At 38.4% G+C, this 21,623-nt stretch carries 22 protein-coding genes; 16 read left to right on the top strand and 6 right to left on the bottom strand.

Annotation, left to right across the window (positions count from 1 at the left end; genetic code table 11):
* Nucleotides 1–79: 79 nt before the first annotated feature.
* Both DUT68_RS09350 and DUT68_RS09345 read right to left on the bottom strand, forming a co-directional pair.
* Nucleotides 80–832, bottom strand: a complete 753-nt coding sequence (locus DUT68_RS09350) for an ABC transporter ATP-binding protein (RefSeq protein WP_113637815.1) — start codon at nucleotides 830–832, stop codon at nucleotides 80–82.
* Nucleotides 829–1,563, bottom strand: a complete 735-nt coding sequence (locus DUT68_RS09345; protein ID WP_113637813.1) for an MlaE family ABC transporter permease — start codon at nucleotides 1,561–1,563, stop codon at nucleotides 829–831. Before DUT68_RS09345 ends, DUT68_RS09350 begins: the two co-directional genes overlap by 4 nt.
* A gap of 182 nt (nucleotides 1,564–1,745) precedes the next feature.
* Here DUT68_RS09345 and DUT68_RS09340 point away from each other — a divergent pair, with 182 nt between their 5' ends.
* The 5 genes from DUT68_RS09340 (at nucleotide 1,746) to ispG (ending at nucleotide 7,001) form a co-directional block, all read left to right on the top strand.
* Complete coding sequence (locus DUT68_RS09340; protein WP_113637811.1) at nucleotides 1,746–2,438, top strand: SDR family NAD(P)-dependent oxidoreductase; 693 nt, start codon at nucleotides 1,746–1,748, stop codon at nucleotides 2,436–2,438.
* A gap of 13 nt (nucleotides 2,439–2,451) precedes the next feature.
* A complete protein-coding gene (locus tag DUT68_RS09335) occupies nucleotides 2,452–3,144 on the top strand; it encodes a PspC domain-containing protein (protein ID WP_113637809.1) in 693 nt (230 codons plus the stop codon).
* A 72-nt stretch (nucleotides 3,145–3,216) separates the two neighbouring features.
* Nucleotides 3,217–4,203: a LiaF transmembrane domain-containing protein gene (locus tag DUT68_RS09330; RefSeq protein WP_113637807.1), complete on the top strand. Its 987-nt coding sequence runs from the start codon at nucleotides 3,217–3,219 to the stop codon at nucleotides 4,201–4,203.
* Nucleotides 4,204–4,336: 133 nt separating this feature from the next.
* Nucleotides 4,337–4,936: an RDD family protein gene (locus tag DUT68_RS09325; protein ID WP_262510295.1), complete on the top strand. Its 600-nt coding sequence runs from the start codon at nucleotides 4,337–4,339 to the stop codon at nucleotides 4,934–4,936.
* A gap of 85 nt (nucleotides 4,937–5,021) precedes the next feature.
* Nucleotides 5,022–7,001, top strand: a complete 1,980-nt coding sequence (gene ispG, locus DUT68_RS09320) for a (E)-4-hydroxy-3-methylbut-2-enyl-diphosphate synthase (RefSeq protein WP_113637805.1) — start codon at nucleotides 5,022–5,024, stop codon at nucleotides 6,999–7,001.
* A gap of 92 nt (nucleotides 7,002–7,093) precedes the next feature.
* Here ispG and DUT68_RS09315 read toward each other — a convergent pair whose 3' ends face one another.
* Nucleotides 7,094–7,417 carry a hypothetical protein gene (locus tag DUT68_RS09315; protein ID WP_157960824.1) on the bottom strand — a complete coding sequence of 108 codons (324 nt, stop codon included), beginning with the start codon at nucleotides 7,415–7,417 and terminating at the stop codon, nucleotides 7,094–7,096.
* Between the two features lie 223 nt (nucleotides 7,418–7,640).
* On the opposite strand from DUT68_RS09315, the gene DUT68_RS09310 reads away from it, so the two are divergent.
* Together DUT68_RS09310 and DUT68_RS09305 are read left to right on the top strand one after the other, a co-directional pair.
* Nucleotides 7,641–8,729 carry a sensor histidine kinase gene (locus DUT68_RS09310; protein ID WP_113637802.1) on the top strand — a complete coding sequence of 363 codons (1,089 nt, stop codon included), beginning with the start codon at nucleotides 7,641–7,643 and terminating at the stop codon, nucleotides 8,727–8,729.
* A gap of 2 nt (nucleotides 8,730–8,731) precedes the next feature.
* The gene (locus DUT68_RS09305; RefSeq protein ID WP_113637800.1) at nucleotides 8,732–9,451 is read left to right on the top strand and encodes a LytR/AlgR family response regulator transcription factor; all 720 of its coding nucleotides are present in this window, start codon (nucleotides 8,732–8,734) and stop codon (nucleotides 9,449–9,451) included.
* Between the two features lie 4 nt (nucleotides 9,452–9,455).
* On the opposite strand, the gene DUT68_RS09300 is transcribed toward DUT68_RS09305, so the two are convergent.
* Genes DUT68_RS09300 through DUT68_RS09290 form a run of 3 tightly spaced genes read right to left on the bottom strand, consistent with a single transcriptional unit; the run spans nucleotide 9,456 to nucleotide 11,297 of the window.
* Nucleotides 9,456–9,878 carry a secondary thiamine-phosphate synthase enzyme YjbQ gene (locus tag DUT68_RS09300; protein ID WP_113637798.1) on the bottom strand — a complete coding sequence of 141 codons (423 nt, stop codon included), beginning with the start codon at nucleotides 9,876–9,878 and terminating at the stop codon, nucleotides 9,456–9,458.
* A 9-nt stretch (nucleotides 9,879–9,887) separates the two neighbouring features.
* Complete coding sequence (locus DUT68_RS09295) at nucleotides 9,888–10,457, bottom strand: hypothetical protein (RefSeq protein ID WP_113637796.1); 570 nt, start codon at nucleotides 10,455–10,457, stop codon at nucleotides 9,888–9,890.
* Between the two features lie 9 nt (nucleotides 10,458–10,466).
* Nucleotides 10,467–11,297 (bottom strand): alpha/beta hydrolase family protein, encoded by an 831-nt coding sequence (locus tag DUT68_RS09290; protein WP_113637794.1) that lies wholly within the window; start codon nucleotides 11,295–11,297, stop codon nucleotides 10,467–10,469.
* Nucleotides 11,298–11,585: 288 nt separating this feature from the next.
* On the opposite strand from DUT68_RS09290, the gene hemA reads away from it, so the two are divergent.
* From hemA to DUT68_RS09245, 9 genes are all read left to right on the top strand, one after another.
* Nucleotides 11,586–12,812, top strand: coding sequence for a glutamyl-tRNA reductase (hemA, locus tag DUT68_RS09285; protein ID WP_113637792.1), 1,227 nt, complete (start codon nucleotides 11,586–11,588; stop codon nucleotides 12,810–12,812).
* Nucleotides 12,813–12,928: 116 nt separating this feature from the next.
* On the top strand, nucleotides 12,929–14,509 hold the full coding sequence (gene hemC, locus DUT68_RS09280) for a hydroxymethylbilane synthase (protein WP_113637790.1): 1,581 nt from the start codon (nucleotides 12,929–12,931) through the stop codon (nucleotides 14,507–14,509).
* A gap of 437 nt (nucleotides 14,510–14,946) precedes the next feature.
* Nucleotides 14,947–15,915, top strand: a complete 969-nt coding sequence (hemB, locus tag DUT68_RS09275) for a porphobilinogen synthase (RefSeq protein ID WP_113638111.1) — start codon at nucleotides 14,947–14,949, stop codon at nucleotides 15,913–15,915.
* A gap of 76 nt (nucleotides 15,916–15,991) precedes the next feature.
* Nucleotides 15,992–17,290, top strand: coding sequence for a glutamate-1-semialdehyde 2,1-aminomutase (hemL, locus tag DUT68_RS09270; protein WP_113637788.1), 1,299 nt, complete (start codon nucleotides 15,992–15,994; stop codon nucleotides 17,288–17,290).
* A 338-nt stretch (nucleotides 17,291–17,628) separates the two neighbouring features.
* The gene (locus DUT68_RS09265) at nucleotides 17,629–18,495 is read left to right on the top strand and encodes a sensor histidine kinase (RefSeq protein WP_113637786.1); all 867 of its coding nucleotides are present in this window, start codon (nucleotides 17,629–17,631) and stop codon (nucleotides 18,493–18,495) included.
* A 1-nt stretch (nucleotide 18,496) separates the two neighbouring features.
* On the top strand, nucleotides 18,497–19,201 hold the full coding sequence (locus DUT68_RS09260) for a response regulator transcription factor (protein WP_113637784.1): 705 nt from the start codon (nucleotides 18,497–18,499) through the stop codon (nucleotides 19,199–19,201).
* Nucleotides 19,201–19,719 carry a tetratricopeptide repeat protein gene (locus tag DUT68_RS09255; RefSeq protein ID WP_113637783.1) on the top strand — a complete coding sequence of 173 codons (519 nt, stop codon included), beginning with the start codon at nucleotides 19,201–19,203 and terminating at the stop codon, nucleotides 19,717–19,719. The genes DUT68_RS09260 and DUT68_RS09255 overlap by 1 nt, the downstream gene beginning before the upstream one ends.
* 6 nt (nucleotides 19,720–19,725) lie before the next feature.
* Nucleotides 19,726–20,751, top strand: coding sequence for a uroporphyrinogen decarboxylase (hemE, locus tag DUT68_RS09250; RefSeq protein ID WP_113637781.1), 1,026 nt, complete (start codon nucleotides 19,726–19,728; stop codon nucleotides 20,749–20,751).
* A gap of 79 nt (nucleotides 20,752–20,830) precedes the next feature.
* Complete coding sequence (locus tag DUT68_RS09245; RefSeq protein ID WP_113637779.1) at nucleotides 20,831–21,379, top strand: CopD family protein; 549 nt, start codon at nucleotides 20,831–20,833, stop codon at nucleotides 21,377–21,379.
* The last annotated feature ends 244 nt before the right edge of the window (nucleotides 21,380–21,623 follow it).

Below are 21,623 nucleotides of genomic sequence, written 5' to 3'. Positions count from 1 at the left end.
ATAAAAATTATACCGCATAACTAAATTTAGCAGCATAATTTTCAAGTTTGCCAGTGTAAAAGCTACAAAGATACAGAAATTAAAATTTATCCTTTGCCGCTTTCATAAAACGGCTAGCAAATACGAAGTCATTCAGTTCTTCGATATCAGTTTTGGCAATTTCTTTGTTAGAACCTTCCCAGAATTTTTTTCCTTGGTGCAAAAACATAATGTAATCGCCAATCCCCATCACAGAGTTCATATCATGGGTAACCACAATAGTTGTTGTGTTGTATTCCTCGGTAATTTCTTTTATCAATTCATCAATTACAATGGAGGTTTTAGGATCCAAGCCTGAATTGGGCTCATCGCAAAACAAGTATTTTGGGTTCATGGCAATGGCACGGGCAATGCCCACACGTTTTTTCATCCCTCCAGAAAGTTCAGCGGGGAATAATTTGTTTTTACCTTCCAGATTTACTCGTTCCAAGCAAAAATTCACTCTATCCAATTTTTCACTTCTCGATTGCTCGGTGAACATGTTGAGTGGAAACATAATGTTTTCTTCTACCGTCATCGAATCAAAAAGAGCTGAACCTTGAAAAAGCATGCCAATTTCCTTCCTTATCTCAATACGTTCTTCGGTATTGAGCTGGGTAAAATCCCTTCCATCATAAGCTACACTTCCTTGTTCTGGATGGTGTAGGCCAATCATACACTTAAGCAAAGTAGTTTTTCCGGATCCTGAGCCACCAATAATTAGGTTGGTGATGCCAGGTTCAAATTTTCCCGAAATTCCTTTTAATACTTCGTTTTCCCCAAACGATTTATGGATGTCTTTGATCTCGATCATAATAAAAGTTGGGTTACAATATAATCACATGCTAAAATGCTGATACAGCTTACCACTACAGCTCTAGTACTTGCTTGAGCTACTTCTAGTGCGCCGCCTTTAACGTAAAAGCCTTCGTAGGCAGGTACCGATGTAATAATGAACCCAAATACAAAAGCTTTAACCAATGCCACAGTGATGGTAAATGGATTAAAATCGGTAGTAATACCTTGAATATATTCTGCTGCACTTACAGCGCCGGACAAAGTTCCACCTAAATATCCGCCAGTAATACTTAATACCATAGAGATAATGACCAATACCGGCACCATAGTGATACCTGCGATAATTTTTGGTAAGATAAGGTAGCCAGGTGCGTTGATCCCCATAATTTCTAGGGCATCAATTTGTTCAGTTACCCTCATGGTTCCAATTTCAGAAGATATGGCAGAGCCGATTTTTCCAGCCAATACAATTGCGCTGATTGTAGGGCTAAGCTCCAAAATGCTGGAATCTCGGTTAACTGAACCTATGATAGTTTTAGGTATAAAATCACTCACTAACTGGAAAGCAATCTGTAAAGTCATTACAGCGCCAATAAATGTAGATATGATACTGATTAGACCCAGTGAGCCTACACCAATAAATTCCATCTGTTGAAAGATGGCTTTCATATATATTTTCCATTTTTCGGGCCTTTTGAAAGCAGCTTTTAGCAGTAGGATGTAGCGGCCAAAATTGGTAAAGTTCATCTAATAAACAATTTGTTTAATTTAACTCAATAATATACAAAGAAACAACAAAAATGTTCTGGCTTATGCTAATTATTGAAAAAATATTCATCATTAAAATATTATTATCTCTTTTGCAGGAGGAAATTAATCGTGGTAACGTATACCATAAATCAGCCTTACTCATTTAAAGTTATAGCAATATGAAAGCAGCAATTATTACCGGAGCAACTAAAGGCATTGGCAGGGCAACAGCTATTGAGTTAGCCAAAAATGGCTACGATATTATAGCCGGCGCTAGAAACGAACAGGAGCTGCAACAACTTACAGTTGAGCTGAAAGCTTACAACGTTAACGTTTTGGCATTGAAAGTTGATTTTAGCGAGAAGGCTCAGGTAATCGCATTTGTTGAAAAGGCTTTGGGTTTTGCAAAAGATGTACACGTGCTGGTAAATAATGTGGGCTCATTTGTGCCGAGTTCATTTTTTGATGAAGATGATGAGGTGTTTGAAAGTCAACAATTGTTGAACGTTAATTCGGCTTATTATTTAGGTAAACGCATTGGTAAACAGATGTTAACGCAACGATTTGGGCATATTTTTAATATTTGTTCGGTAGCAAGTAAAGCTCCAGTTGAAAATGCAGGTAGCTACAGTGTAACAAAAGCAGCGATGCTTAGTCTTAATGATGTAATGAGGAAGGAATTGGCAGCTCATCATGTGAAGGTAACGGCGGTAATCCCGGGGCCTACTTATACCTCTTCTTGGGAAGGTACAACGCTTGCAAAGGAAAAGTTTGTACAACCTGAAGATGTGGCAAGGTCGATTAGCATGGCACTTCAATTAAGTGCGGCGGCAAACGTGGATGAGATTGTGCTAACGCCACTCAATTTTTAAGAAAGGAAATAAAATGAACAAGAAATTATATAGAAACGAACACGACAAAACCATTGCAGGTGTGGCTTCGGGTTTGGCAGAGTACATGCAGATTGACGTAACTATTGTTAGGTTGCTTTTTGTGCTGTCGACTATATTTTTGGCTGGAAGTGGAATTTTAGCCTACATTGTGCTTTGGATTGTTGCTCCTGTAAATAATGATCCTGCGGTGAAATTCAAAAAATTCACTGATTTTTACCAACAACACACACCTCAGGGCGGATCGGTATTTAACTCTCCTGAGGCTTTTTCCGATAGCACACCAAAAGCAGCGCAAACTAAATGGAACACGCCTAATAATGATGGCTCCAATAAATTTGATCAAATGCCGCCTGTTAAAAATAACGACACCGGAAAAACGGTAGTAGGCTTAGTACTATTGGTATTAGGAGTTTATTTTTTCTTAAAACAGATGGACATTATGCCTCATTGGTTCAACATCTTCAAAATTTATAAGTTGTGGCCAATTGCTATTGTTGCTTTAGGAATTAGCTTGATTTTCAAAAATCAACGTAAAAACGAGTGGGAAAACTTTAAGAAAGATACAGAGGAAGCTCAACGTAGGCAAGAACAGCAACAACGAGAGCGCCAGGAGCGTGGAGAGCGTGGAGAGCGTGGAGAACCCAAAGGAACCACTTCTACTGAAACAGGACAGGCAAATAGCTAGTACTGTACCGGTATTTAGACTAATTGATCATCAAATCCGGGTAGCATCTGGATATTATAACCAAAAATTAAAATGAAGTACGAAAGAATTATATGGGGAGTATTGCTGCTTTTTATTGGTGGTGTACTACTACTTGAAAACTTAAATGTGATTGAGTTTTACTGGAGAAATGTTTGGGGATTTTGGCCGATATTCCTAATTATAGGAGGCGTTAACTTATTGCTCAACAGGAATGGTTCGCAAACGGGAAGCATTGTATCGCTTGCCATCTTAATTATTACGCTGGCGTTTTTGTTTGTTAAAGGACAGGAGAAACCAACACACAATACTTGGTGGGGCTTTTTTAGAGATAAAAATATTGATGCCGATGTAGATTGGAATGATGATATTACTACTGACACAGTGATGTCAGGTGGCAATATGTTTCATTTTTCTGAACCTTTTGTGGCGGCTGATTCTGCGAAGAAAACAGTGTTGAACCTGTCAGGAGGTGGTACTTCGTTTAAATTGGAAAACACTACAGATAGTTTGTTCGACGCATCGGTAGTGAAAAGAAAAGGGGAGTTCTCCTTAGCCAAAACAACCACCGATAGCACCAATACACTTACGTTCAAAATGAACAGTTCACGCAGCAACGGTAAAAATAAATGGTCGTTTAATGCAGGCACAAGCAAAGTAAACGTTCGTTTAAATACTCAGCCCATGTGGGAAATGAACTTGAAACTTGGTGCCGGCGATCTAAATTTTGACTTAACAAAATATAAAATCAGAACTTTAAATTTTGATGGAGGCGCTGCCGATTTAAAAATCAAGGTAGGGCAGTTATTACCTATTACTGATTTGAAAATTAAAACAGGTGTTTCTAATGTGGAAATAAGTGTGCCCAAGGCTTCTGGCTGTCGCATTAAAACACATACTGGATTAGCATCAAAAGATTTCAAAGGCTTCGTTAAAAAAGACGATGGCTATTACGAAACCCCAAACTTTAACACTTCAAAAAACAAGATATTCATTAATTTGGATGGCGGTTTAGCTAGTTTTGAGGTAGACACTTATTAAATAAAAGTAAAAAGTAAAAAGTAAACTTTACAGTAAAAGCTTCTAATTGCCTAGTCTTTTAGAAGTTTTTTATTTGATGTCTGTTTCATAACGCATTAACTTTTAACTTTATCGTTTTAATCTTAACATCGCATTGTATACTATCGTTATTAAAGGAAAGCCATATGGGCCTTACACCCTGGAGCAGCTCAAAACAATGGAAATTTTTCCAGATACTTTTGTGCGTAAGCCCGGTATGGACGATTACAAAGAAGCGCATGAGCTGGAGGAACTAAGAGAACTGCTCGGTTTTAATGCCCCCAAACATACGCCACAGTATTTTGCCAGTTTTGACCAGCGGTTAATGGCATGGGCAATCGATTACTTTTTAATTGTGGTAGTTTATGCAATTGTTTTAGCTATTGCAGTGCTGTTTATTGAAGATAAGCAAACTAGGATAGCATTAGTTTCCGCATTTTTCACCCTAGTTCCCTTTACAAAATTTGTTTATTGTAGCATTGCCGATGCTTCAAAAACGCAAGGTAGCATCGGTAAAAAGCTTATGGACATTAAAGTGACTAACGAGTTTGGTCAACGATTAACTTTCGGCGCTGCGCTGCTAAGAAATGTCGCCAAAATCATTTCTAACTTTACGTTTGGTTTTGGTTACCTCTACTGCTTCCTAAATAAAAAACAACAATGCTTACATGATGTTATTGTTGGCACATTAGTAATTAAAGAAAGATTGTTGTAAGCAAAAAAATCTAATTTGTTTACCTAATTTCAACTCTTTACATTTTACTTTTCTCTTTCAACTTTTGACCTATCTTTGTATCACCATGCAGAAAGAAGCAATTTTGTTAAACGGCGGTTATTGCAATAGCTTAACCGAATACAGTAGGTTTGTAACACGTGAAGTTAAAATTGGAGATATACCAATGGGTGCGCATCATCCCATCCGTATTCAATCTATGACTACCACTGATACCATGGATACCATTGGTACCGTTGAACAAACCATTCGCATGGTAGAAAGTGGTTGCGAGTATGTGCGTATTACCGCTCCGAGTATTAAGGAAGCGGAAAATTTAGCGAATATTAAAAAGGAGCTGCGCTTACGTGGCTATAATGTACCGCTTGTTGCCGATATCCATTTTACGCCAAATGCGGCTGAAGTTGCTGCCAGGTTAATCGAAAAAGTTCGTGTAAATCCCGGTAACTATGCTGATAAGAAGAAATTCGAGAATATCGATTATACAGATATTGCTTATGAAGCAGAACTGGAGCGTATTTATCAAAAATTTGCGCCCCTAGTTAAAGTTTGTAAAGAGTATGGTACTGCCATGCGTATTGGTACCAACCACGGTTCGCTTTCTGATCGTATTATGAGCAGGTATGGTGATACCCCACATGGCATGGTCGAGTCGGCAATGGAGTTTATCCGCATGTGCGAAAGCCTGAATTTCTATAATTTGGTGATTTCCATGAAAGCGAGTAATACGCAAGTAATGGTACAAGCTTACCGCCTTTTAGTAGAAACAATGGTGAAAGAGGGCATGAATTACCCCTTACATTTAGGCGTTACTGAAGCAGGAGATGGGGAAGATGGACGCATCAAATCAGCCGTTGGAATTGGAACTTTATTGGCTGACGGCCTAGGGGATACAATTAGGGTGTCATTAACGGAAGATCCAGAATTTGAGGCGCCGGTAGCTAAAGCTTTGGCTAAACGCTTCGAAAGGAAGTCGGGAAGTCCAAAGTCCGAGGTTCGAAGTGAAGAGGCAATATCCTTCCAACCTTCCAATTTTCCAAGTTTCCAACCTATTTATAACCCATTCCAGTATAAGCGCAGGGATACGGTAGAAATAGAAAACTTTGGAGGTCATCAAGTTCCTCGGGTAATTATCAATCTGGAAAAAGAAAACCTCAAAGATCCAGCTATTTTGAATGGTGTAGGTTTCCAATATTCGGCTTTGCTGGATAAATATAACTTAACCGACCAAGCTTGTGATTTGGTTTATTTAGGGGATCAATTGCCTTCGTTTTCATTTCCTGGCGGATTAAAACAGCTGTATAACTACGCTACATGGTTAGGTCTAACTGATCAACAAAATTGTCATCCTTTATTTGATATAGCAGATTTTTTAAATGCAGCAGTTAAGGATGAACGATTGAATTTTGTAAAGGTGAAAGCTGAGGAGCTATCCGTAGAACAGTTGCGAAATTTGCACAATGTAGTTTTAGTATTGACTACAGAAAAGGAAAACGCCATGCAAACGATTCGCTTAGCTTTTGTGAAATTATTAGAAGCCGGAATAAAAATCCCAGTGCTAATTGAACGCAATTTTGGAGAAATTAATGTAGAGGATTTTCAATTATACAGCTCAACTGATTTGGGTGGGCTGCTGTTGGATGGTTTTGGCGATGGTGTTTGGCTTAAAGCAAACGGCATTGCTTTGGAAACCATTAACTCAACGTCATTCGGAATTTTGCAGGCTACCCGAACCCGTATCTCAAAAACTGAGTATATCTCTTGCCCAAGCTGCGGGCGGACCTTGTTTGATTTGCAAGAAACGACACAAGCCATAAGATCACGTACATCGCATCTTAAAGGAATTAAAATTGGTATTATGGGCTGTATTGTAAATGGCCCTGGCGAAATGGCCGATGCAGATTACGGATACGTAGGTGCGGGGATAGATAAAATTACACTTTACCGCGGACAGGAAGTGGTAAAGAAAAACGTTAAAACAGCTGATGCCATTGACGAACTAATTGGAATTATCCGAGAGGATGGCAATTGGATTGAAAGGGAATAAAAAAGGGAGCGATAAGCTGGTGGTATTTTTAAACTATCGCATTTAATTCATTAAACAATAGATTGCTTGTGCTCGCCCCCTCCGTTTTTGTTTTAAAATTGTTTTTTATTAAGTTTTGCAGTAACCAAATTTGCTGAAACGGAGTTGTTGCCCTCGGCTACTAATTGATTCAATACTGCGTTTAGCTTTTCAACAACTTTTTTGTTTTTAACTTTTAATTTAAGGCCCACAATCTCTTCCTGATAAATAAGTTGTTGCCTACAGTTATAAAATTTCACCGTTGCCTTTTTAGGAGTTTTAATGTTACTTTCTATTACCCAGTTGGCAAAGGTTGTCGGTTCAGTTGTTGGTATTTGAGCTTTTGCTAAAACTCCTAGAGCCATTATTAGCAAAATAGTAAAGGTTATCTTTTTCATTTTCGGTGTTTATTTAGAGCAATTTCATAGCTTATTTTTTTGTAAGCAAGCGATATAGCTATATGGAATAATTAAGAAGATGATGAGCATCTATTATCTCATAAAATACGTTTGTAGCCAACGAGTTAAGTCTGGTGTGCTTTGGAGTGTTGTTTGTCGTTAATTCGATGTTGTTTATCCTTAAATTAGCTAAAGATTGGGCTAGTAAATGTATTTTTGATCAATGCAAAATTTCAAGGATTATCAGGTGCAAAGGAGTGTACGACAACGGGTAGCGCAGCATGCCGCTTTTTGGATAATGGCTTGGCTGCTTACTGCTTTTGTGTACGGTTACGAAAAGCAAAGTATTTTAATGGCACTAAAAGTGAATTTAATGCTGCTGCCAATACACATGATTTACTTCTACACCGTTGCCTATTTTATTATCCCACGTTATCTCATTACCAGAAAATATTTACAGTTTGCAATAGTGCTTTTAGTATTTGCTGCTATAATGCCAGCATTAACTAGGATTTTTGATATTTTTTTAGTGGAACCGCAGTTAGATGGCTATTTGAAAAGCTTGGGTTATAATGGCTGGCCGAAAGTGAGAGGCTCATTTTGGGAGCGCTTTTCAAACATGGTTTATTACCTCAATGCTTTCAGGGGCACTAATTTGTTGGTTTGGCTAGCCATTGCCATCAAGTTTTTTCAGTCGTGGTATCAACGTCACAATGCTGCTTTACAGGCCGAACTTCATTTGTTAAAAGCACAGGTACATCCGCATTTTTTGTTTAACACGCTGAATAACCTGTACGCTTTAACGCTTAATAATTCGCCAAAATCACCAGAAATAGTTTTAGGGCTTTCAGAGATTTTAAGGTACATGCTTTATGAATGCGATGTAGAAAGTGTGCCGCTAAAAAAGGATGTGGAAATGTTGGAGAACTTTGCCCTGCTGGAGCGGATGCGTTACGAAGAACGTTTAGATTTTAATTTTTCGGTAGAAGGTAATTTGGATGATTTGCAAATTGCTCCCTTGCTGTTACTGCCCTTGGTTGAAAACGCTTTTAAACACGGAGCTGGCGAAAAAGTTGGACAGGCCTGGATTAATATGGAGCTGAAAGTAGATGATAACCTACTTACCTTTAAACTCAATAACAGTAAACCTGAGCAATATTTTGGGGAGCCTAGGCAGGGCAGTATAGGACTTGATAATTTGAAGAAACGGTTAGATTTAATTTATCCAAAGGCACACCAGCTTAAAATTTTTGATGAAGAGGAAATGTTTGTAGTGATATTAAAAATCGATTTACTTAAAAAAGTGCTATAATAATGAAAATTAAGGCCCTTATTGTTGATGATGAACCGCATGCTATTGAGGTAATTGCAAAGTATTTAGAAAATTTTCCGGAAGTGGACGTGGTGGAAACTTGTAAGGACGGTATTAGTGCTTTCCATTGCCTGCAACGAAAAGGAATTGATTTGATGTTTTTGGATGTGAAAATGCCGGGGATTAACGGCGTGGAGCTGCTAAAAAGCTTAAAAAATCCACCTAAAGTAATATTTACTACAGCTTTTACCGAATATGCAGTGGAAGGTTTTGAACTGGATGCGGTTGATTATTTAGTGAAACCAATCTCCTTCAACAGGTTTTTAAAGGCAATGGATAAAGTACTTACCTCAATGGGTGCTAAAAAACAAGCCGCCATTTTTCCAGAAAGTAGTTACCATAATGATGTCAATAAATTTTTGTACTTAAAAGTTGATAGAAAAACGGTAAAAGTTAATGTTAAAGATATTTATTGGATAGAGAGCATTAGAGATTATGTGAAAGTGGTTTTATTAGATAAAGTGCTCATCAGTAAACAGAAAATTTCAATTTTGGAAGAATTGTTGCCCGAAGATCAATTTTGTAGGATACACAAGTCTTTTATTGTAGCCACAAACAAGGTAGAAAGCTATTATGCCCATGCCGTTGAAGTTTTGGGAAAAGAGTTGCCTATAGGAAGAAATTACAAACAGCAGGCGCTTAAATGTTTGCAACTGGTATAGCACATTAACTTCCCCAAGCGCTTATCACTACCCGTCTGCTGCCGCCATGGTTGCGATGCTCACAAAGGTAAATCCCTTGCCAAGTACCTAAATTTAATTTGCCATTAGTTATCGGGATCAAAACCGAAGCTCCCATTAAGGATGATTTAATGTGTGCCGGCATGTCATCATCACCTTCATAGTCATGTTGGTAATCGGGATCTCTTTCTGGAACGGCTTTGTTCATCCAAGTTTCAAAATCTAGGCGTACCGTTGGGTCAGCATTTTCATTAATGGTTAGCGAAGCCGAAGTATGTTGGATAAAAACTTGTAGCATTCCTACATTAATGTTTTTAACTTCCGGAATTGATTGGAGTACCTCCTCGGTAACCAAGTGAAAACCGCGGCTGCGGGCTCGAAGTGATATTTGTCGTTGAAAAAAATGCATATTTTTATTTTAGTGCATACAACCTACATACAGTTTTGTGTTCATCTTAAACGCATTAGCACTGCATTTTTTTGCTGCACTTAAGGCACTATCTGCTAATTTCGCATCATCAAAAATTCCACTGATAATCGCTAATGTCTTTGGTTTGGCATCCTTTTTATATTGGTTTAAATACTCAATGCTTAGTGTAGAGGAAACAATTCTTCTGGGGAAATATTCACCTGCATATATTTCATCGCTATCCGTTTTTGGTAGGATAATTTTCTTTTGCTTATTGTCATAATATCTACCCATAGTGTCAATATCAACTTGCAATTTGTCCTTTAATACTAGCATTTGTCGCTGTAACTGCTGATAATTCGTTCCCGTATCGGCAACAATAATATCGTAAAACGCATAGTCATTTTCTGTCGCGTCAACATCCATGTCAATTGTAGTGTCAGCCCCGCTAACTGGTTTCATCATCAGCGGCGTATACGCTGTGTGTTGAATATCTTTCTTTTGAGAAGATGTTTTCGGTTTGGTATTACAGGAAAGCAAAGTAACACCAATTAATAGGTAAATGAAGTGGTTTTTCATCCAGCTAATCTACTTAAAATTATGCGCTAAAAACTTCAAGCTTTTTTCGCAAACTTCAAACAGTTGTGCAGGTAAGGTATCACTTCTGTAGGGATGTGTGACACCATAAACATGATTGGCGCCAGCAATTTTTACTAACCTACTTGCTGGATTTGCGTTAGTCAGCTGCTCAGCAGTGGAAAAGGGAACATTCACATCTTCATCGCCTTGCACAATAAGCCACGGGATATTAATCCGCTTTGCGGCAGCTAGTATGTTTAATATTTCCTGGTTGGTTTCAAAATCGTTAAGTAGCGTTACATTTAAGGGCATGGTTTCTTTGGTACGGGCGTTGTAAACACCAATCTTGCCTGTTTTTCGCCAATCGTCTTCCTGCTCTTTTTTCCAAAGACTGCTAAAATCAGCTATAGAACTCCAAGTAATCAAACTCTTAACCGAAGGGTTATTTGCAGCTTGCAAAATGCTTAATCCGCCGCCACGGCTGTGCCCAATTAAGTGTACTTCATCAACGCCTAAATAACTGGTGGCGTGATTAATTACCACATCCAAGTCTAGCATTTCCTTGCTGAAGGTATTATCGGCAAAGGTTTCCATGTCAGTTACATCGCTTGGGTTGTCAGCAATGACGCCACTATGTGAAAAATTAAACTTGAGGTAGCGGTAACCATTTTGAACAAAATATTTCGCTACTAAATCATGCGCTCCCCAGTCCTTAAATCCCTTAAACCCATGTACAAATATTACCAAGGGCATATTGCTGTTTTGAGGATCGTAGCTTAAGTCGCCGTAAATAGGTTTGCCGGCGGCGCCAACTAATGAAAATTGTTCTTGATGTACCATATCAACTATTTCTTCAATAGAATTTTATCCAACAACTGTATTATCTCAATTAAATGATATCAATTGATGACAAGCCGCCGTTGCTTTTGTTTCCAATAAACGTAAAATTATAGAAATTTGTAATAAATTAAGCTTGCAAAGCTGCGTGTCGAACCTTAATTTCATGTTTTGTTGAAAAGCTTTGATAATTTAAAACCGTTCTAAATTAGCCTAAATTACAGCTCAATGACAGATAAAACCACAGTGCTTATTACTTTTGTTGCGCTTAAATAATAGAGGCTAACCATTTTGGAATATTTAAAGATTATTGCATTTACACATCAACAAATTGACCTGAAATCTTTGGGTAAATTGGTTATCTGTGAGCAAACGTTGGATGATAGGTTGCGTAATGTCCAGTCTGAGTTAAATATCAAAGAGATATTTTATGTTGGCACTTGTAACAGGGTTGAGTTTATCTTTACCGCTGCATCTGAATTAAATAAAGCCTTTATTTCTAAATTTCTACATGTGCTGGATATGGGTTTGCCAGAAGAGTACATGGAAAACTTCATTAATAATGTATCTACTTACGAAAAGGTAGAGGCGTTTAATCACCTGTTACGTACTTCATGTTCATTGGAAAGCCTAGTGGTTGGCGAGAAAGAGATTTTAGCGCAAGTACGTAAAGCTTATGAAGCCTGCCAAAAAGCGGGATTTACTGGCGATTACATGCGTATGATCATGAACAGGGTGGTGAAAACGGCGAAAGAAGTTTATACGCACACCAACATCTCTAGAAATCCAGTTTCTGTAGTTTCTTTAGCTTACAGGAAGTTACGTGAGTTAAATATGTGTGGCAATTCTCGTTTGCTCATCATTGGTGCAGGCGAAACTAATAACAGCATCGCACAGTATTTAAAAAAACATAAATACTCTAATTTTTCGGTGTTTAATCGCACACTTGAAAAGGCTGAAACCTTAGCTGCAGAGCTTAATGGTAAAGCATTTTCGTTAGAAGCTTTGGCTACTTACAAGCAGGGTTTTGATGTGATTGTAACCTGTACAGGAGCCACCGAGCCAGTAATTACCAGAGAGATTTACGAAAGCTTGTTAAACGGTGAAACCGGTAAAAAAGTAATCGTGGATTTAGCTATTCCTAATGATACAGCCTTAGAAGTAAGAGAAAATTTCCCAATCCACTATATTGAGGTCGAATCTTTAAAAGAGATTGCTCGTAAAAATATTCAGGAACGTTATGATGAGTTGGTGCATGCCGAGCACATCATCGAGGAAAATATCAAAGAATTTGAACTGGTGTTACGCCAGCGTAGGATAGAGTTGGCTATGAGCGAAGTGCCAAAAAAAATCAAGGAAATTAAAGAGAAAGCGGTTAACACTGTGTTTGCCGATGAAATTAATGCACTTGATGATGAGGCAAAAGCGGTATTGCAACAGGTGATTAGCTACATGGAAAAAAAATACATCAGCGTTCCAATGGTGATGGCCAAAGAAATTTTGGTTAAGAATAGTTAGTAGTCGGTAAGTCAGAAAAGTTGGTTAGTCTGAAGATAAGTTCTATACTAATCATCAAATTATCACCTTCGCACATCATCAAATTTTCTTAATTTAGCGCAAAATCTTATTATAAAGTGAAGAAAGTAATTATCGGGACACGTGGCAGTGATTTAGCCCTTTGGCAAGCCAATTACACCAAAGATAGATTAGCAAGCATAGGCATTGAAGCTGAGCTTAAAATCATTAAAACGCAGGGCGATAAAATCCTTAACCTAAGGTTGGATAAGTTGGAAGGGAAAGGTTTTTTCACAAAGGAACTGGAAGAGGAGCTAATCAATGGCACTATTGATATTGCTGTGCACTCTCATAAAGATTTACCAACAACAAATCCACCGGGTTTAATTATTGCTGCAGTACCTGAACGTGAAGATCCCTCGGAGCTGTTGCTAATTTTAAAAGATTGTGTGGATGTAAGCCATAAGCTTTCGTTGAAAAAAGGAGCGATGGTGGGTACATCTTCCAATCGTCGTAAGGCACAACTGTTAGCGCTACGCCCCGATTTAAATATCGAAGATTTACGTGGTAACGTTCCAACACGTATCCAAAAATTACGTGATGAAGATTATGATGCTATTGTGTTGGCAAAAGCTGGTGTAAATCGTTTAGGTTTAGATTTGAGCGAATTCCACGTAGAAGTGATTGATCCTACCGAAATTGTTCCTGCACCTGCCCAAGGCGCATTGGCAATACAGATTAGGGAAAATGATACCGAGCTTTTTAATGAGCTGCAAAAGATAAATAATGCTGCTGTTGTTGAAGCTATTGAAGTAGAACGTAAGGTGCTTAACCTATTTGAAGGTGGCTGCCACATGCCATTAGGCTGTTTCTGTAAAAAGGAGGATGATGAATTTGAAGTTTGGACTTCTAAAGCTGCAACCGCTGAGGATTTTCCTGATCGATTGTTCTTGAGAGTTCCTTCAACAGAAGGTTTGGCAGAAAAAATTGTTGCAAAATTTGCTGCTGAGCGTAAAAAACCTTCTAAAGTGTTTATTTCCAGAGAAGTAGGTGAAAATAGTTACTTCCGTAAGGCTTTAGAAAAACAGCAAATTGAAATAGATGGTCGTTCGTTGATTCGTACGTTTCCAATTGTAAATAAACTGGATGACTTTTTCCTTAAAAATGCCGACTGGATTTTCTTCAGCAGCAGAAATGGCGTAGAATACTTTTTTAAGTTGAATGCTGTGCTGCCTAAAAAAGTGAAATTTGGCGTTGTTGGCAGAGGTTCGGAAGATTCGCTTCGTAAATTTGGACACCTCGCTGATTTTGTTGGCGAAGGTGGTGAGATTGAAGAGGTAGCGCATGACTTTGCCAAATTGGTAGATGGGCAAACCGTGGTTTTCCCTCGTGCTCAGGATTCATTGTTAACGATGCAAAAATACCTTACGCCAAGTACTAAAATTATAGATTTGCCAATTTACGAAACCGTGATTGAAGAAGAGGTGGATGGTTCGTCGGCAGAGGTATTGGTGTTTACCAGTCCAAGCAATGTTGATGCATATTTTGCGGATAACTTACTAGAGCCAGAGCAAAAAGTAATTGCCATAGGAAACTCAACAGGTAAGAAATTTGATGAGATGGGCGTGAAGTATACATTGCCTTATTCGCCTGATGAAATTGGCTTGGCAGAGGCAGTGTTTGGTGTCGAACTGAAATAAGTTTTTTCCCAGCTTCATCAATTAGATGTACTCGGCTATTATTCTTAGCTCAGCGAAGAATCTAAATAAATTGTTAACCCAAGGTAAAGACTTTACAAATGACAGAAGTATCAAACAATAATGCTTCTGTCTTTGCATTTTTGTACTTTACAATTTGCGTAGAAAGCAGAAATATTGTACGATAAACCCGATAGAAGTGAAATCCTTTTTGTTGGTGTCATCCTGAGCTTCCCGAATTGTCGGGACAAGTAGTCGAAGGATTGGTTTTTGATTAGATGCTTCGATAAACTCAGCACGACAGAAATGAAAGCTGGTGACAACAAAAAGATGAAACGAATAGCGGGACTGAATTGAATTACTGCAACGTAGGCGCTTTTCATAAAAGAAAAAAATAAAATTAGCAAGTCTTGATACTTGATACTAAAATCTCGATACTAATTATGCATAGACCACGTAGGCTCAGAAAAAATCCAATAGTAAGGGAGATGGTTGCCGAAACGAAATTATCGAAGGATATGTTCGTTTACCCATATTTTGTAGTGCCAGGCAAAAATGTCACCCATCAAATTGATGCCATGCCTGGTATCAGCCACTTTTCTACTGATACTTTGTTGAAAGATGTAGAAAAAGGACTTGCGTTGGGCGTTAATAAAATTATGCTATTTGGTGTAGGTGATGAAAAAAGTGAAGATGCCAAATCGGCTTATGATAGCAATTCGTTAGTGCCAGTTACGGTTAGGGAGCTGAAAAAGCAATTTGGTGACGATTTGTACATTGTTACTGACGTTTGTGTTTGCTCGTATACCAACCATGGCCATTGCGGTATCATGCATAATGATTATGTACAAAATGATGCCACAGTAGAGTTGATTGCTAAAATGGCGTTAAACCATTCGGAAGCTGGCGCTGATATGCTTGCTCCGTCCGACATGATGGATGGAAGGGTTGCGGCGATCCGTGAAAAGCTTGATACTAACGGATTTGAAAATGTGGCAGTAATGAGTCATGCAACTAAGTTTGCTTCTGCATACTATGGGCCTTTTAGGGAAGCTGCAGATTGTGCACCTAGTAAAGGTGATAGGAAAGCCTACCAAATGGACTTTCGTAATCCTGATGAGGCCGTACGGGAAGCTTTGCTAGATGAAGCGGAAGGCGCCGATGTACTAATGGTGAAACCAGGTTTAGCTTACCTAGATGTAATTGCTAGGTTAAAGCAAAATACCAAGTTGCCTATTGCAGTTTACAATGTTTCGGGCGAATACTCGATGATTAAGGCTGCTGCAGAGAAAGGCTGGATAGACGAACAAAAAGTGGTAATGGAAACGATGTATGCATTTGCTAGAGCTGGTGCAAGTATTATTACAACTTACCACATTAGAGATATTGTAGAGAATAATTGGATTTAAAGGAATTAGGAGCCAGGGATTAGGTGTCAGTTAAAATCCCTAACTCCTAACTCCTAATGCCTAACCACTAATAAAAATGCAAGATATATCAAGAGCCAAATCGGCAGAACTATACGAAAAATCTAAAACTTACTTTCCTGGAGGGGTAAACTCTCCGGTACGAGCTTTCAAATCTGTTTACGGTACACCTTTGTTTATACAAAAAGGAGATGGGCCTTACATTTGGGATGCTGATGGTAATCAGTTTATTGATTTTTGTGCCAGCTGGGGACCGCTAATTTTAGGACATAACAACGCCGAAATTAGAGAGAAAGTGACCGAGGTGATGCAAAATGGTATGAGTTTCGGTGCACCCACTGCTTTGGAAAATGAGTTAGCGGAATTGATCATCAAGAACAATCGTTTTGTAGAGAAAATTCGTTTTACAAGCTCTGGTACAGAAGCAGTAATGTCGGCTATCCGTTTAGCTAGAGGTTATACCGGAAAAAATAAAATCATCAAATTTGAAGGTTGTTATCATGGTCACAGCGATTCACTTTTGGTAAAAGCAGGTTCGGGATTGGTTACATTCGGCGAAACATCTTCTGCTGGTGTGCCAAAGGCGTTTGCTGATGAAACTATTGTAATTGCTTTAAACGATAAAAATGCCGTAACTGAAGCTTTTGCACAGTTTAAAGGTGATGTTGCTGCGGTAATTATTGAAGGAATTCCTGCCAATAATGGCTTATTAATTCAAGATCAGGAATATGTTGAATTTTTGAGCGAAACCTGTAAAGCTAACGCAGCGTTATTGATATTTGATGAGGTAATTACTGGCTTTAGAGTGGGTTTTGAAGGTGCTGCGGCTCATTATGGTATTAAGCCTGATATTGTAACTTATGGCAAAATTATTGGCGGTGGTTTGCCTGTTGGCATGTACGGTGCTTCTAACGAAATTATGGCACATGTGTCTCCAGATGGTGGCGTTTACCAAGCCGGTACACTTTCCGGAAATCCGGTGGCTATGGCGGCAGGTATAGCGGCTTTAACAATTTTAAGTAGCGAGGGTTTTTACGAACAGTTAAATGCCAAAGCACAAGCTTTTGTGAACGAGCTAAAATCGCACATTAGTGAAAAGGGCTACGAATTAAAGATTTTCACCGTAGGATCAATTTTCTGGTTCGCCTTTACTAGTAAGGATATTAAAACAGCGGAAGATATTGACCCGGCCAGCATGGATAAATTTAAAATCATGCACCGTGAGCTGTTAAACAGAGGAATTTATTTTGGTCCATCGGGCTATGAGGTGGGTTTTGTGAGTGCTGCACATACGCAGGTAGAATTAGATAAAGCTAAGACTGCAATTTTTGAAGCTTTGGAAGTGGTATTTGGATAGAGGAGCAAATACATACGAACAAAGAATTATAACTGAGGTGGGGTTTCGGTCGTCGTTGCGAGGTACGAAGCAATCTTAAAGCTATTGCTTAGTTCTTTTTATCGTTGTAAGATTGCTTCGTACCTCGCAATGACGGTGATATTAACGTTAATGGAATAATCCCGGATTTTAGGAAGATAGGGGTTGTTAACTAAACCCGATTGAAGTGAGCACGTAGCAAGCGCTAGCGCAGCGAAGTAAAACGAAAAGCGGGACTGAAATAACCGAAGGGTCACAGAAACTGCTTTTCACAAATAAAATAATTAAATTTAGAATCCTGTAAGCAAGGGATAGGAGATATGAAAAAATCGATCATCATATTTTACGTTTTACTGTTCTACTCGTTAGGGCAGCTGATTAGCTGGGGTGCTTTAGTAGTAAAAATTGATGCTACCCGGATGCCAATGATTATGGGTGAGGGCGCGGTTTTTCTGTTCCTGCTAGGTATAGGTGCTTATTTTATTCATGCTTCCATTAAAAAAGAGGGACGTTTAAAAGAGCAACAACAGAATTTCTTGATGTCTATTACGCATGAGTTAAAATCGCCGTTGGCGGCTATTAAACTCTCATTGCAAACCATTGCCCGTAGAGAATTGGACAAGGAGCAGCGCACTACGCTGATTAGGAACTCTTTAAAAGATGTAGAACGCTTGGATGATTTGGTGGAAAATATGCTGTTGGCCACTAAAATTGAAAGCAGAACCTATTCTTTCCCTAAGGAAGAGTTTGATTTTTCTGACTTGGTTACTCGTATTACGGATAGGCTGCAAGTACATTCGTGCGGTTGCGAGCAAATTATTAAAGCTCATATTCAGGAGGATGTAAAAATAGAAGGGGATAAATTTGCATTATCATCAGTGGTGACTAATTTGGTGGAAAATGCAGTGAAGTATTCGGGGCCTTGTGCCGAAATTACAGTAGAGCTGTGCCAAAATGACGGTAAGGTGAAATTAGTGGTTTCTGATAAAGGATTGGGCATTCCCGATGCCGAAAAGATGCTTATTTTTGATAAGTTTTACCGTGTGGGCGACGAAAATGTGCGCAAAAGTAAGGGTACGGGACTTGGCTTATTTATTGTTAAGGAAGTATTACAAAACCACGACGCTGATATTAGCGTTAAAGATAACGTACCTCACGGTGCAATTTTTGAAGTAACATTTAATTAATATGTCACAAAAATTAAGAGTATTATTGGTTGAAGACGAAGATCACTTGTTGGATGCCATCAAATTAAACCTCGAATTAGAAGGGTATAAAGTTCATGCTGTTAAAGATGGAAAAACAGCTTTGAAAGTTTTTAAAGAAGAGCGCTTTAATTTAGTAATTTTAGATGTAATGCTTCCTGAAATGGACGGGTTCCAAGTTTGTGAAACTATCCGTTTGGAAAATACAGAAGTCCCTATTTTATTTTTGACCGCTAAAAACACCAGCGAAGACAGGGTAATGGGACTAAAGAAAGGTGCTGATGATTATTTAGTAAAGCCTTTCAACTTAGAAGAACTTATTTTACGTGTAGGAATTTTAGTGAAACGCAGTTTAAAACCTGACGATTTGAAGGAACTAAATTCATATAAGATTGGTGATAAAACCATTTATTTTAATTCGTTTGAGTTAAAACAAGATGATGGAACTGTAGTGCCTTTGACTAAAAAGGAAACCATGTTGCTTAAATTACTGATTGAGCGTAAAAACGAAGCGGTTTCTCGTGAGCAAATTTTGGAAACGGTTTGGAACTATGACGTTTATCCATCAACTAGGACAATTGACAACTTCATCTTAACTTTCCGTAAGTATTTTGAGCCGGATCAAAAAAATCCTATCTACTTTCACTCGATTAGAGGGGTTGGATATAAATTTACTGATATACACTAATGTATAATAGATTTGGCAGATACGTGCTGATGGGTATTTTTACTTTATCGGCATCAGTAAGTCTTTATTTTCAGCAATATCAGCTGGCAGCTATTTCAGGGCTGCTTTTTTGCTTTGTACTATGGAGCCATTTTAAGCAAAGCTCAGTTTTGCTAGCGTCCAAGTATTTTAAAAATTCGGATTACGATAACGCAGAAAAGGTATTGAATGAAATAGAAAATCCAGACAGACTAGCTAAAAATAGGCGTGGATTTTATGAGTTTATGAGGGCAAACATTGCGTTGAAAAGGGGCGAGTACGATCAAGCAGAGTTCCATTTTCAGGTAGCAAGTCGCTTTCCATTGGGAGGGAAAAATGATAAAGCTTATGTTTTAATTCATTTAGCTAACTTAGCGCTCCGAAAAAAAGATGGTGAACGTGCGCTAGCCTATACAGCTAAAGCAAAAGAGTTGGCAACATCGTCAAGAGCAATTGAAATTATTAAGAATATAGAGATAGAAGCCGCTAAAATGGCATAGTAAAAAATGGAGAACAATTTATTTTTAGACGCAGCATTTTCAAAACAAACAGAGCGACCACCAGTATGGATGATGAGACAGGCGGGTAGGTTTATGCCGCAATACTGGGAAATTAAAAACAAATATTCGTTTTTGGAGATGTGTAAAACTCCAGAAATTGCCGCCGATGTAACCATGTTGCCGGTAGATTTGTTGGGTATTGATGCAGCCATTTTGTTCTCCGATATTTTGGTAACAGGCGAAGCAATGGGTGGCGATTTAAGCTTTACCCAAGGTGTTGGCCCTAAGTTCGCTAATCCGGTGCGTACAGAAGCTGATGTGGAGGCTTTAGCTACCGATTGCTTGGATAAATTGCAATATGTTGCCGATGCAATAAAAGTTATTCAGCAACGCTTAAATGGTAGCATTCCTTTAATTGGATTTGCTGGTGCTCCGTTTACGGTAATGAGTTATTTAGTAGAAGGTGGATCGTCAAAAGACTTTAAATTAACAAAGTTGTTGATCCACAATCACCCAGCTTTGGCTCACAAATTATTGGCTAAAATTGCTAAAGTAACCACTGATTACTTGAATCTACAAATTGAAGCGGGAGTTAATGCATTACAATTGTTTGATAGCTGGGCTTTAGCACTTTCGTGGAACGATTATCAAGAGTTTTCTCATCAATACAATGCGCAAATTATTGCTGGTTTAAATAGAACCAACATCCCTGTGATTTCTTTCTGTAAGGGAAGCTCGGTTTTTGCCCCAATAATGGCGGAAGCTAAGCCTGATGTGGTGTCAATTGACTGGAATGCTGATTTATTGAATATCAAAAAGGCCTTGCCAGCCGGGATGGCAGTTCAAGGTAATTTAGATCCTCATATTTTGTATGCTGATCAGCCAGTAATTAAAGCGCAAATACATAAATTATTTGAGCGTATGCGTGGTGAAAATGGCTTTATATTTAACTTAGGTCATGGCATTATGCCTGATATTCCGTTCGATAACGTTAAATATGCTATTGAAGTAGTTAAAGAATTTAGATATTAAAATCTGGAACCCTGAATTAATTTCGGGGTCTTTTTTTATATTATTGTTTAGCAATTGAGCTAAATTGAAGAAATTTCAAATGGTAGAGTATTATCAATATTTCAAAGCAGTACACATCGTTTTTGTAATCAGCTGGATGGCGGGACTTTTCTACTTGCTAAGTTTGTTTATTTACCATACTGAAGCTAACGATAAACCCGAGCCAGAAAAAAGCATCCTTAAAAAGCAGTTTGTTAAAATGGAAGCCACGCTGTGGAAAATCATTTGCCAACCTGCAATGATCATTTCTTTGTTAGCGGGTTTAAGTATGCTTTATATGATTCCTGGTTTGCTGCAAATGGATTGGATGTGGGTAAAACTAGCTTTTGTTTTGGGCTTGCTCATTTATCATTTTATTTGTCAAGGCATTATTGCGAAGTTGAAAAATGAGCGTTTCGTTTGGAGTAGCTTTAAACTACGTTTGTGGAGAGAGCTTGCTACTATTTTTATGATTGCGATTGTTTTTGTGGTAATCCTTAAAAATGCTATGGACTGGGTTTATGGTTTAGTGGGCATTATGGGCATTGCTTTGCTTATTATGGTAGCAGTGAAGTTGTATAAAAAGTACAGGGAAAAAAATGGGGTATAGTTCCATCTTTTGTCATTTCGAGGCTACCTTTTGTCATTTCGAGGCTACGAGAAATCTAATTAAATGCGATTAATAGATTCCTCGCTTTTGCTCGGAATGACAATGAGCTTAGAAATATAGATGGTGCCTTTTGTCATTTCGAGGTTACGAGAAATCTAAGCATGGGGTTAATAGATTCCTCGCTTTTGCTCGGAATGACAAAGCTTTGCTGAGAATGACTAGGAGCTTTGCTCTGAAAGACAAG

Source organism: Pedobacter zeaxanthinifaciens, from assembly GCF_003313335.1.
Taxonomy (GTDB): Bacteria; Bacteroidota; Bacteroidia; order Sphingobacteriales; family Sphingobacteriaceae; genus Pedobacter; species Pedobacter zeaxanthinifaciens.
This window is presented reverse-complemented; position numbering and strand designations above follow the sequence as displayed.

Bases quoted from the DNA above. Each gene is read 5' to 3' on its own strand.
- DUT68_RS09350 (WP_113637815.1), bottom strand. From the start codon at position 832: ATGATCGAGATCAAAGACATCCATAAATCGTTTGGGGAAAACGAAGTA.
- DUT68_RS09345 (WP_113637813.1), bottom strand. From the start codon at position 1,563: ATGAACTTTACCAATTTTGGCCGCTACATCCTACTGCTAAAAGCTGCT.
- DUT68_RS09340 (WP_113637811.1), top strand. From the start codon at position 1,746: ATGAAAGCAGCAATTATTACCGGAGCAACTAAAGGCATTGGCAGGGCA.
- DUT68_RS09335 (WP_113637809.1), top strand. From the start codon at position 2,452: ATGAACAAGAAATTATATAGAAACGAACACGACAAAACCATTGCAGGT.
- DUT68_RS09330 (WP_113637807.1), top strand. From the start codon at position 3,217: ATGAAGTACGAAAGAATTATATGGGGAGTATTGCTGCTTTTTATTGGT.
- ispG (WP_113637805.1), top strand. From the start codon at position 5,022: ATGCAGAAAGAAGCAATTTTGTTAAACGGCGGTTATTGCAATAGCTTA.
- DUT68_RS09315 (WP_157960824.1), bottom strand. From the start codon at position 7,417: ATGAAAAAGATAACCTTTACTATTTTGCTAATAATGGCTCTAGGAGTT.
- DUT68_RS09310 (WP_113637802.1), top strand. From the start codon at position 7,641: ATGCAAAATTTCAAGGATTATCAGGTGCAAAGGAGTGTACGACAACGG.
- DUT68_RS09305 (WP_113637800.1), top strand. From the start codon at position 8,732: ATGAAAATTAAGGCCCTTATTGTTGATGATGAACCGCATGCTATTGAG.
- DUT68_RS09300 (WP_113637798.1), bottom strand. From the start codon at position 9,878: ATGCATTTTTTTCAACGACAAATATCACTTCGAGCCCGCAGCCGCGGT.
- DUT68_RS09295 (WP_113637796.1), bottom strand. From the start codon at position 10,457: ATGAAAAACCACTTCATTTACCTATTAATTGGTGTTACTTTGCTTTCC.
- DUT68_RS09290 (WP_113637794.1), bottom strand. From the start codon at position 11,297: ATGGTACATCAAGAACAATTTTCATTAGTTGGCGCCGCCGGCAAACCT.
- hemL (WP_113637788.1), top strand. From the start codon at position 15,992: ATGCAAGATATATCAAGAGCCAAATCGGCAGAACTATACGAAAAATCT.
- DUT68_RS09265 (WP_113637786.1), top strand. From the start codon at position 17,629: ATGAAAAAATCGATCATCATATTTTACGTTTTACTGTTCTACTCGTTA.
- DUT68_RS09260 (WP_113637784.1), top strand. From the start codon at position 18,497: ATGTCACAAAAATTAAGAGTATTATTGGTTGAAGACGAAGATCACTTG.
- DUT68_RS09255 (WP_113637783.1), top strand. From the start codon at position 19,201: ATGTATAATAGATTTGGCAGATACGTGCTGATGGGTATTTTTACTTTA.
- hemE (WP_113637781.1), top strand. From the start codon at position 19,726: ATGGAGAACAATTTATTTTTAGACGCAGCATTTTCAAAACAAACAGAG.
- DUT68_RS09245 (WP_113637779.1), top strand. From the start codon at position 20,831: ATGGTAGAGTATTATCAATATTTCAAAGCAGTACACATCGTTTTTGTA.